Origin of the sequence: Micromonospora sp. NPDC050795 (assembly GCF_044456785.1) — a bacterium.
Classification (GTDB): domain Bacteria; phylum Actinomycetota; class Actinomycetes; order Mycobacteriales; family Micromonosporaceae; genus Micromonospora.
The window spans coordinates 106264-116490 of record NZ_JBITGE010000019.1 but is presented as its reverse complement, the minus strand read 5'-3'; the positions used below and the strand labels follow the sequence as shown (position 1 = coordinate 116490).

The window sequence follows — 10227 nt, the reverse complement described above, 5'->3', positions numbered from 1 at the left end:
CGCCCCCCGGGTGTGGGGGTGCTGGTCCCCCCGTGTCCCCCCCCCCCCCGGCGGGGGGGGGGGGGGGGGCCCGGGGGGGTGGCCCGGGGGGGGGGGGGGGGGGGGGCCCCCCCCCCCCCCCCGTTCCGGGTCAGTCGAGCTTGATCAGATGGTCAGCGCTGCAGGGTCAGCAGACCCGGCCGGTACGGCAGGAGGCCGTAGTCAACGCCGTCGGAGCTGGGGGAACGACCCTGGTAGAGCAGTTGCAGGTTGCAGGCGTCGACGGTCATGGTCTGGTCGGCGTTGGTGCGCAGCAGCTCACCGTGGCTGATGTCGTTTGTCCAGGTGGCACCGCTGTTGACCTTGCCGGCGAACGGGTTGCTCTGGGACGCGGCCTGCGGCGTCCACGTACCACCCAGGCTGGTGGCCGTGAACGAGCGGAAGTAGCGGCCCGTCGAGCCGATCGCCTCGACGATCATGAGGTACTTGTTCAGGCCCTGGAGCTTGTAGACCTGCACGGCCTCGAACAGGTTGTTCGTGGTGTCACTCATGATGGTCGTGTAGTTCGAGCCGAAGCTGCCCGGGAAGTTGCCAATCGGCATGCTGGCCCGGTAGATCTTGCCGTTGTCACCGGCGAAGAACAGGTACATGTTCGTGCCGTCACCGATGACCGCCTGGTCGATCGGGCCGGTGCCGGAGCCGGTGATGCTGCCGCTGAACAGCGTCTGCGGCGATGACCAGCCGTTCGGGTTGGTCGGGTCGGTCGAGGTCCGGTAGGAGAACGCCGGGCCGCCCCACTGGTAGGCGAGCACCCAGATGTTGCGCGGCGCGAAGTAGAACAACGACGGCGCGACGGTGCCGGAGTTCATCGCGTTCTGGCTGGCCGAACCCATCTGGTTGTAGTTCGAGAAGAGGCTGAAGTTCATCGAACCCCAGCTGGACCCGAAGTCGTGGGTGGTGGCGTAGACCAACTGCTGGCCGTTGTACGGGGCGACGGTGAAGTCCTTCAGCGACACCCAACCCGACCTCGGGTTCGCCAACACTCCGGTGGAGGACCAGCGGTACGTCGAGGGAAGGTCGCACGTGCCGCCCGGCGGCGGGGTCGTCGGCGGCGGAGTGGTGGGGTCGGTCCCACCGCCGACGCGGACGAACTGCCACTGCTGGTTGGTGCCGTTCCAGTCGTCGTACTGCACGATGTTGCCGCCGTCGGCGGTCGAGGCGCCCTGCACCTCCATCACCTTGTTGCTGTTGCGGTTGATCAGTCGGACGTAGCCGCTGTCCGAGTCGGCCAGCCGGAACTGCTGGTTGGTGCTGTTGTTGTCGCTCCACTGCACGATGCTGCCGCCGTTGGCGGTCGAGAAGCCCGAGACGTCCAGCACCTTGTTGGACAGCCGCGACTTCACCCGGTAGTAGCCACCACCGGAGTCGACGAACTGCCACTGCTGCTGGTTGCCGTTGTTGCGGGTCCACTGGGTGATCCGGGCCCCGTCGTTCGTGGCCAGGTTGTAGACGTCCAGGGCCTTGCCGCTGTTGCGGTTGACCAACACGTACCACGCGCTCGTGTCGACCGTCGCCGCGGCGGCGGGTGACGACACCACCGTTACGGCGGCACCACCGACCATCAACGCCGCCGCGCTGGCGGCGAGGATGCGGGGCAACCACCAACGTCGCCGCCGCGAAGGCGTGGCGATCGATGGAGACCTATCAAGGGCAGACATGATCCTCCTCCAGTGACCAAGAGCCGAACGGCCTGCCCGAGGGTGGGCGTACCGCGACGCGTGGCCGAGCACGCAGGCGTCAGAGAGTTAGCGCTAACAAGACGCCGGCAAGCAGTAGCGCACGCCTGATTCGAGGTCGACGAAGCAAGGCTCGCCCGGAAAGCCGAGGTGTCGTCGTCCTTAGGCATCGACTGTGAGCGATAACATGCCGTTCGTCAAGACGTAACTTGCTGGGAACATCTACCGCTGTCGACCTGCGGATCTTGAGGTGAAACGACTTCAACCGCATTCCCGCAGGCATCGCCCCAGATCCCCGGCCAGCACCACCGCCAGGCCCTTGAGGAGGCTCTGCGAGCGCGTTAACATCGACGGCTGCCCATTGCCGATGGCTCGCTGCGGGTAAATTCAGCCTGACGGGTCGACCGGCAGGAGCGATGGCGCGGCGACGGTCAGGACCGATCGCCGTGCGAGTCACGGCCCACCGGGTGGGCTGGTCCGCGGGAGCCGGGGCAACCCCGAATCAGACCGCGCCCCGATCGACGAGGCTGAACGTCGTGTTCAGCGGGGCGTCGCCGAGAAACTCGACGAAGATCTCGCTCTTGGTCGGGCTCCACTGCACCGGGCCGTACTCGTCGTTGATGATGCCGTAGGCGGGGCGCCCCTTGTCGTCGTTGCCCTCACGGTACAACGTGAACAACGTCGCCTTGCTCGGCCGACAATCGGCTCCGACCAACGCCGAGTACCCCTCGGAATCGACCTTCACCCCGAGGCACGGTCGGTGGGTGATCTCCGGGTTGACCGATTTGATCATGTAGTCGGCACCGACCGGTACGAGCACGAAGAGCGCATCCTTGCCGGTGCCTTTGCCGACCTCGACCTCGCCGTGAGACGGCAGCGACAGGTCACGATCGATCTCCACCACGTGCAGGAGGACTCGCCGCTGACCGGCCAGCATGGCCTGGGTCGGGTCCGCGCTGGTCGACGGGGAGGCGGACGGCTTGCCCGACGCAGGCGTGGACGCCGTGGCCGCCGGCCCGCTCGTCGCCGGGCTACCGCTCGGCGCCGAGCCCGTCTGGTCCTGTTTGGACTGCCCACTCAACAGTTGCGGACCGAAGAGGAAAGCGGGCACCAGCACGGCGACCACCGCGGCGGTCGCCCCCAACGCGGTGAGCCAGCCACGCCGACGTGAACCCGCACGACCGGCCTTGGCCGGACCCGATGTCGTCGACCGCACGCCCTGATCGTCACCACCGGCAGCGGGCGACACACGTGGCGGCGTCGCGCCCAGGAGTTGGGCCGGCTCGCCGGCACCCACCGGAGACGCCGCGGTCAACAGCCCGTCGAGCAACTCCCGGGACGTGGGCCGGGCATCTGGGTCCTTCTCCAACGCGCGGGAGACCAGATCCCGCAGCGGCCCACCGAGCCCGGTCAGGTCCGGTGGTTGGGTGAGGATCCGCATCGCGGTCGCGGTAGGGGAGTCGCCCCCGAACGGGCTGCGGCCGGTCGCGGCGTAGGCGACCAGGGCCCCCCAGGCGAAGATGTCCGCGGCCGGGCCAGCCGGACGGCCGGAAGCCGTGTCGAACCGCTCCGGAGCCATGTACGAGACGGTCCCGACCATCTGGTTGGTCCGGGTGTGCTGGCTCGTCGCCTCGAAGGCTCGGGCGATGCCGAAGTCGATGACCTTGATCCCACCCGGTGCGACCAGGACGTTCGCCGGCTTGAGGTCACGGTGGATCACCCCGGCGCCGTGGATGGCGGTGAGCGCGGTGGCCACCCCGACCGCGATGCCGTGCAGGTGCGCCCCTCCCAGCGGGCCCTGCTCCCGGACCACCTGGGCCAGACTCGGGCCGTCGACGTACTCCACCACCAGGTAGGGCGGGTCATGGTCCGGGTCGGCGTCCAGAACCTCGGCCGTGCAGAACGGTGGAACCTGGCGGGCGCGGTTCACCTCACTACGGAACCGACCACGAAACTCCTCGTCGTGCGAGAGGTCCGCGCGGACGACCTTGACCGCCACCCGCCGCCCCTGCGGCGACCGGGCCAGGAAGACACTGCCCATGCCCCCGTCACCGAGCCGGTCGAGCACCTCGTACCCACCGAGGCGTGCCGGGTCACCGGGACGGAGCCCGCCGCTCACGCCGGATGCCCGCAGACCGCGACCACCGCGCGAACCGATCCGCCCATCACCCGTCCCCCTAGGTCACTCCGACGCCGGCCGCAGCCTATCGTCCGTCCACCGAATCCCGTCGATGCCGTCCGTCAGTCGGCCGCGACCGGGGCTGCCGGCTCGTCGCGGCTGGCGCTGACGAAGCCGCCCCTGCCCGTGCTTGCCGGCCAGGGGCGGCCCGACTCTTCGGCTCGGGCGACGCTGCTGGCGCTGTTTCGACGTCTTCTACGTCGCCATGTTCGCGCAACTGTCGATGCAGTTGGCCACGAAGCCCACCTGGGGCGGACTGGGACAGAGCATCATCCTGCTGCTGGCCGCGTGGTGGACCTGGGCGGGCACCGCCATCGACACCGAGTACTACGACCCCCGACTACGGCGAGCGTGATGTCCCTGAGGCATCAATATGACTCACAGACATCACGGTCGTTCGGGCGTTGCCCTCCGCACACCAGGTTCTGCGGCAGGAGGTGCGCCTGGTCGGCATCACACGCACCGACACCTGGTGCCTCCGGCGCGCGACGGCCAAGGGGTATCGCAGGCGACGGTGGTCGGATCACCCGCGATCCGACCACCCGCCGCGACCGTACGAGCTACCGGCGGCTCCACTGCTGGTTGGCCTGGCCGGTGCAGGTCCAGAGAACGAGCTTGGTGCCGTTGCCCGTACCCACGTTGTACGGGTCGAGGCACAGGCCGGACTGCACCCCGGTGATGGTGCCGTTGGCGTTGACGTTCCACTGCTGGTTCGTTCCGCCGTGGCAGTCGTAGATGGTGACCAGGGTGCCCGGCGAGGTGCCGTAGCCGGCGGCGTCGAGGCACTTGTTGCCGTACACGGTCAGCGTCTTGCTGCTCGTGTAGGTCCACTGCTGGTTGGTGCGGCCGTGACAGTCCCACAACTGCACCTGGGTGCCGTTGGTGGTGGAAGAGCCGGGGACGTCGACGCAGCGGCCGGACAGGGCACCCACGATCGCAGTGGTCTGCTGCCCGCCGCCGGTTCCCGGGTCGCCGATGCTGCCGGGCACCGACTGCAGCGCGCTGTACCAGCGGGCAGCCATCTTGTCGTAACCGCCGGCCGTGGGGTGGACGCCGTCGATCAGGTCGGAGGTGGTGAGTGCGCTGTACATGTCGACCAGGCGTACCCGCTTGCCGGCGTTCACCTTGCTCTGCACGATGCCGGGGATCGCCGCGTTGAAGGTGCGGGCGGCCGCATTCTGGTTGCTGTTGGAGAGCGGGATGATCTGCGCGACGAACACCTCCGCGTTGGGAGCTGTGGTGGTGATCCGGTCGATCAGGGTGGAGAGCCGGTTCGGCGCGCTGCTCACGTTGTAGTTCTGCAGGATGTCGTTGGTGCCGATGTGCAGCAGAACTGTCTGCGGCCGCTGGGTGTTCAGCCAGCCGACGATGTTCGCGTCGATCTGGTCGATGCGCCAGCCGGGATGCCCCTGGTGGTCGTGGTCACCCAGGCTGGCAGGCCCGTTGAACTGCGACCCGACGAAGTCCACGGTGTAGCGCCCGTTGACGAGTCGCTGCCAGAGCCCGATGCGGTACCCGCCCGGCACCTGCGTGCCCTCGGTGATGGAGTCGCCGAGAGGCATCACCCGCACCCCGCCGTTGGATTCGGCGTTGGCCGGGCCGGTCGAGGTCAGCACCCCGGCGAGGACGACGCCGAGCGCGGCGGTCGCCGCGAGCCATCTTGCCCTGGTTCGCATAAATTTCTCCCCTGCAGTGGCAGTGCTGACCGAGGGGTCAGGCCGTCGCGACCTCGCCGCATCGACATGACGATGCCGCCGCAGCACTGGGACGGATTGTTAACGCTAACAGCGATTCCTGTAAATTCTTGTCGCTGATCCGGCCCACGTCAAGCGCCAGGTGATCGGTGCGGGTACGGGCAGTTGGTCCTCCTGGTGCAGTCGGGACAGCAGTGACGCGTACGCCGAATGTAGGCTTTTTTCGCATAAGTACCCTTGACATGAAGATCATTCGACTACCTTCGCCTTGGTGGCGACAACCGATTTGTCGCCCTCTGCACTTAATGCGACGTGCGGAACCTGGTGTCCGGAGAAGGGCTAGGTAGCTCGATGTCCAACTATCCACACCCGAAGATGAGCGAAGTAGCGGCAGCTCAAGCCCCGTTGTCGAGGAGGCGGCGGGCACGCTGGCTCATCGCCGGGGTGGCCGGGTTGACCGGAGTGGTCGGTCTGGCTGCCTTCACCCCGGCGGGGATGAGCGGAGCGGCCGGAAAGACCGGAGGCACCCCCGCGAAAGCCGGAAGCCAGGTCCTCGCCGACGGCAGCCGAGGCAGCGGCGACGACCGCGGAGGCCAGGACCCGGGCGGTCGCGACGGCAAGGACCACAAGAAGGACGACGACCATCGGGACGGCCGGGGCGACGACTTCCGGTCCGTACCCTGCAACGCCGACGAGCTGATCGCGGCGATCGTCCGCGCGAACGCCAACTCCGGGGCGAAGCTCCGGCTCGCCGAGAAGTGCACCTACACGCTCAACAGGTCGGCCCCCCAGCCGCCGGTGCCCTTCGGTGCGGTCGGCCTGCCGATCATCACTCAGCAGGTCGTGATCGACGGGAACGGATCCACGATCGTCCGCGCGGCCAACGCCACCCCGTTCCGGATCCTGGAGGTCGGAACCGGCGGTGATTTGACGCTACGCGACGCCACCATCAAGGGCGGCCTGGCCGACGGCGGGCTCGGCCAAGGCGGCGGTGGCATCCGCATCGACGTCGGCGGCAGGGCCACCATCGAGAACACCAACGTGGTTTACAACCACACGAACGGCCCGGGTGGTGGTATCGCCAACTTCGGCGTCACGCGGATCCTCGGCGGGAACGGCCACGACAAGGACCGGGACGGCAAGGACCGCGACAAGAAGTGGGACGACGTCAGCACCATCAGCAACAACAGCGCCGTGTTCGACGGCGGAGGGATCTTCAACAACGGCAACCTCACAGTGCAGAACACCCGGCTGAGCTACAACAACACGATCGGGGTCGTCAACATCCTGCCCATCGGTGGCGCCGGTGGCGGGCTGTCGAACAGCAGCACCGCGGTGCTCGAGAACGTCCACCTGGACAACAACACCGCGGGCTTCCGCGGCGGCGGCATCCGCGGTGGCATCAACTCCACCACCGAGGCCAAGAACGTCGAGGTCAACGACAACCGAGCCGGCAGCGAGGGCGGCGGAATCTTCTCCGACGGCGTCTTCAACCTCAGGCACGGCAAGGTCCACCACAACGAAGCCGGCCAACGTGGCGGCGGCGTCTTCAACCAGATCGGCCAGTTCGTGGCCGAGGACAGTTGGATCAGCGAGAACGTCGCCAGTACGAACAGCACCATCGAACACGGCGGTGGCATCTACAACGGCAGCGGCACCGTCGTCCTGCGCCGCACCCACGTCGACCGGAACCGGGCCATCGGCTCAAGCTCCCGGGGCGGCGGAATCTACAACAACGCCACGCTCACCCTCACCGAAAGCAAGGTCACCGACAACATCTCCACCCTGGCACCCGGCGGCATCTTCAACGACGGCGGCCAGGTCACAGTGGACCAGAAGACCGCCATCAGCGGCAACCGGCCCACGAACTGCACCCCCAGCTCGCCGCCGGTGCCCAACTGCTTCGGCTGATCATCCCGGCAGTCGGGTAGTACGAGACAGACAATCCGGTCCCGCACAGGTTCTATCCAGAAGATCGGACCTGCTGCGGGACCGGATGCCGTCCGCGGAACGACCGCAGGGACTCGCACCGTCGCCCCTCTGCCGGGCGACGACCCTCCGGGTGCCCGGTTCAGGTATCGATGATGTTGTTGTTCTCGTCGATGCCGTGGCTGCGCCAATAGACGTCCCACTCGTCGTCGACGTGCTGCGGGACCTTGCCCTCCGGGTAGCGGACGTACGGCGGGGTCGGCTCCTGCCCATCCGGGAAGCAGGCGCTGCCGCCCTGCCCGCCCACCGCGATCGCCGGATACTCACCACCAGCGCAGATGTCTTCCCGGAACGAGCAACCGGTGGTGGCCATCAGCCCACCTAGGCCGACTGCGGCCAGAGCGATCATGATTCGCGTTCGCATGGAGGGAATTCTGGTCGCTGCGGCAGCGCCTGCCATGCGCACGCGTACTCATCTCGCGCCGGGCGTCACGATTCCTCGCCCGGATCGACCAGGCCGACGGGGCGAGCAGAACAACCGCGTCCGACACGTACGCCCATACGAAAGCAGGAAAAATAGTCTACTGGCTATATTACCTGCTCAATTGGTGCGCCCGAAGGGGCTCGAACCCCTAACCTTCTGATCCGTAGGCGTCCTCCGTGGATAGACGCTACGACCTGCGGAAACACAAGGTCGTCCACACCAAAACGCTGCGGGGTTAGAAGGTCTGGAACCCGGCCGCACGGAACCCCTCACCCTCTGTAACGATCTGGACTACAGAGATCCCTTACGCCCTACGGCCCGAAGCGCGGGAGGGCTTCCCCGAGCCCTTCCGGACCGGGGCAGGCTCCCTACGGGCCGGAGAGACCGCCGGGGAGAGCTTCCGGAGACCGTACGGCTGGACGAAGAGTTCCCGGCGGGCTACCGCCTCACCCCGGGCGTCTAGCTCGTACCCCTCGATCCAGAGCCACCCGTCGTAGGTGATCCGGTCTTCGAGTACGCGGATGAGCCGGAAGCGGAACGGCCGGGAGAACTGGACGCTGGCGGCCTGCGTGATGTGGAGGAGGTCACCACCTCTGAATGGGTGCACGACCCACCGCCCTCCGCCACGTCGAGATGCGGTCTCGGGCGAGGGCGACGTTTGGGCAGCCCTCCGCAGCACACTCAGGGCACTGTCGGTGACGGTGGGCGTCGAGCGTGGTCCAGGCCAGCTCCACCAGGAACGGCACTTTCACCGTTCCCCCTCGTCCGGCCAGTGGCCCCGGTTGATGGGGATCTTGCGGCGGGAGCGGCAGGGAAGCTCGTTCCCACAGCGGCAGACGTACCGCCACCGAATCCATGACCAGACCGGGCGGTGTCGACGGGCAAAGGTCAACGCCGTCGCCATCAGGTAGTCGTCAAACCGAACTCTTCGCACCGGGCCTCCTACGGTCGGTGAGCACCTACCGACCGAAGGTAGTCCAACTCGTACAACCCGTATAGCCCGTTCAAAACGTCTAGCCCGTACCCGACGCTCCACCCGTATTGCCCGTCCATAAGGTTCCGATTATGGTTGACGAGATGAGCCCTGTGGCGCTCTACATCCAGGTAGCGGATCTCCTCACCAAGAAGATCGAATCCGGGAAGCTCAAGCCTCGTCAGCCGCTCCCCTCCGAGGCTCACCTTCAGCAGGAGTACGGCGTCGCTCGCGGAACGGTGCGAGCGGCTATCCGCCTGCTGCGGGAGCGGGGTCTCGTCGTGACCCTCCCGGCGCGCGGGACGTTCGTCGCCGACCGCTAGCCCTCTACCCCTCCCGAACCACCCCGGAGACCGGGCAGCCCCGGAGGCGCACGCCTAGCGGGCGGCACGAGCCCCGAAACGGCCGCGCCTCGGGGGTAGTTGCAGCGCTAACTACGCTGAGGCGGTGAGGGACCTTATCGACTGGATTAACGTCGAGCGACTGTCGGTGCTGGTGGCTGCATTGGCGCTTCTCGGCGTCCTCTATAGCTGGAGGTCGGCGCAAGCCGCTAAAGCCTCCGCAGACGCCGCTCGCTCACAGGCGGCCTCGGCTCGGGAGCAGGTCGACCTGGGTCGTCAGCAGATTGATCTTCTGCTGAGGCAGATGGAGCGAACCGATAAGGCGCAGCGGGCAACTCGACAAGCCCAAGAGGAGTCCCTCCAGCCTACCTTCGTAGTCGACATTGCTCCTGCGCCCAACGACCGAAGTGTCATGATGCTGGTGATCGAAAACATCGGTCCGTCGATCGCGCGCAACGTCCGCATCGACGTATCGCCCCCACCAGTTCGAGCTGCCGGCAATCCGAACGCCAAAGCCATACACGAGTGGCCTGTCTTCAACCGAGCAATCAAGACAATGCCACCGCGGCATCGTATGGAGTTCTTCTTCGACATCGGGTTCCAGCGCTTCGCCAATGGCGTCAACAACGCCTTCACCTTTACTGTGAACGCGGACGGCCCGTTCGGCCCCGTCCCCGGGCTCATCTATGACGTTGACCTTGAAGTCATGCGGGATACCTGGGTCGGCCAAGCAACCCTAGGCAAGGTCATCCAGCAGATGGAGAAGGGGAATCGCGCTGTAGATGGCCTAACGGCGGCAGTGCGCCACCTTGACCCGGAGGTCAGACGGTCCAAGCGAGCCGCAATGGAAGAGGCTGAGAAGGAGTTTGAGCTGGAATAAAGCGCCCCGGCTCCCATCTCGGGAACCGGGGC

Annotated in this window: 9 protein-coding genes; 4 read left to right on the top strand and 5 right to left on the bottom strand. The window is 66.9% G+C overall.

Annotation, left to right across the window (positions count from 1 at the left end; all coding sequences use genetic code 11):
- Window positions 1-152 precede the first annotated feature (152 nt).
- Together ACIBEF_RS18660 and ACIBEF_RS18655 are read right to left on the bottom strand one after the other, a co-directional pair.
- Window positions 153-1697, bottom strand: a complete 1545-nt coding sequence (locus ACIBEF_RS18660; protein ID WP_396794485.1) for a non-reducing end alpha-L-arabinofuranosidase family hydrolase — start codon at window positions 1695-1697, stop codon at window positions 153-155.
- Window positions 1698-2217: 520 nt separating this feature from the next.
- Complete coding sequence (locus ACIBEF_RS18655) at window positions 2218-3834, bottom strand: serine/threonine protein kinase (protein WP_396794484.1); 1617 nt, start codon at window positions 3832-3834, stop codon at window positions 2218-2220.
- 190 nt (window positions 3835-4024) lie between these two features.
- On the opposite strand from ACIBEF_RS18655, the gene ACIBEF_RS18650 reads away from it, so the two are divergent.
- The gene (locus tag ACIBEF_RS18650) at window positions 4025-4249 is read left to right on the top strand and encodes a low temperature requirement protein A (RefSeq protein WP_396794483.1); all 225 of its coding nucleotides are present in this window, start codon (window positions 4025-4027) and stop codon (window positions 4247-4249) included.
- Window positions 4250-4454: 205 nt separating this feature from the next.
- Here ACIBEF_RS18650 and ACIBEF_RS18645 read toward each other — a convergent pair whose 3' ends face one another.
- Complete coding sequence (locus tag ACIBEF_RS18645) at window positions 4455-5570, bottom strand: ricin-type beta-trefoil lectin domain protein (protein WP_396794482.1); 1116 nt, start codon at window positions 5568-5570, stop codon at window positions 4455-4457.
- Between the two features lie 369 nt (window positions 5571-5939).
- On the opposite strand from ACIBEF_RS18645, the gene ACIBEF_RS18640 reads away from it, so the two are divergent.
- Window positions 5940-7499, top strand: a complete 1560-nt coding sequence (locus tag ACIBEF_RS18640; protein ID WP_396794481.1) for a hypothetical protein — start codon at window positions 5940-5942, stop codon at window positions 7497-7499.
- Between the two features lie 160 nt (window positions 7500-7659).
- On the opposite strand, the gene ACIBEF_RS18635 is transcribed toward ACIBEF_RS18640, so the two are convergent.
- Window positions 7660-7941, bottom strand: coding sequence for an SCO0607 family lipoprotein (locus tag ACIBEF_RS18635; protein WP_357193777.1), 282 nt, complete (start codon window positions 7939-7941; stop codon window positions 7660-7662).
- A 364-nt stretch (window positions 7942-8305) separates the two neighbouring features.
- The gene (locus ACIBEF_RS18630) at window positions 8306-8608 is read right to left on the bottom strand and encodes a hypothetical protein (RefSeq protein ID WP_396794480.1); all 303 of its coding nucleotides are present in this window, start codon (window positions 8606-8608) and stop codon (window positions 8306-8308) included.
- Between the two features lie 470 nt (window positions 8609-9078).
- Between ACIBEF_RS18630 and ACIBEF_RS18625 the strand changes: the two genes are divergently transcribed.
- Window positions 9079-9297, top strand: a complete 219-nt coding sequence (locus tag ACIBEF_RS18625; RefSeq protein WP_396794479.1) for a GntR family transcriptional regulator — start codon at window positions 9079-9081, stop codon at window positions 9295-9297.
- A gap of 124 nt (window positions 9298-9421) precedes the next feature.
- Window positions 9422-10195 (top strand): hypothetical protein, encoded by a 774-nt coding sequence (locus ACIBEF_RS18620; RefSeq protein ID WP_396794478.1) that lies wholly within the window; start codon window positions 9422-9424, stop codon window positions 10193-10195.
- Window positions 10196-10227: the final 32 nt, after the last annotated feature.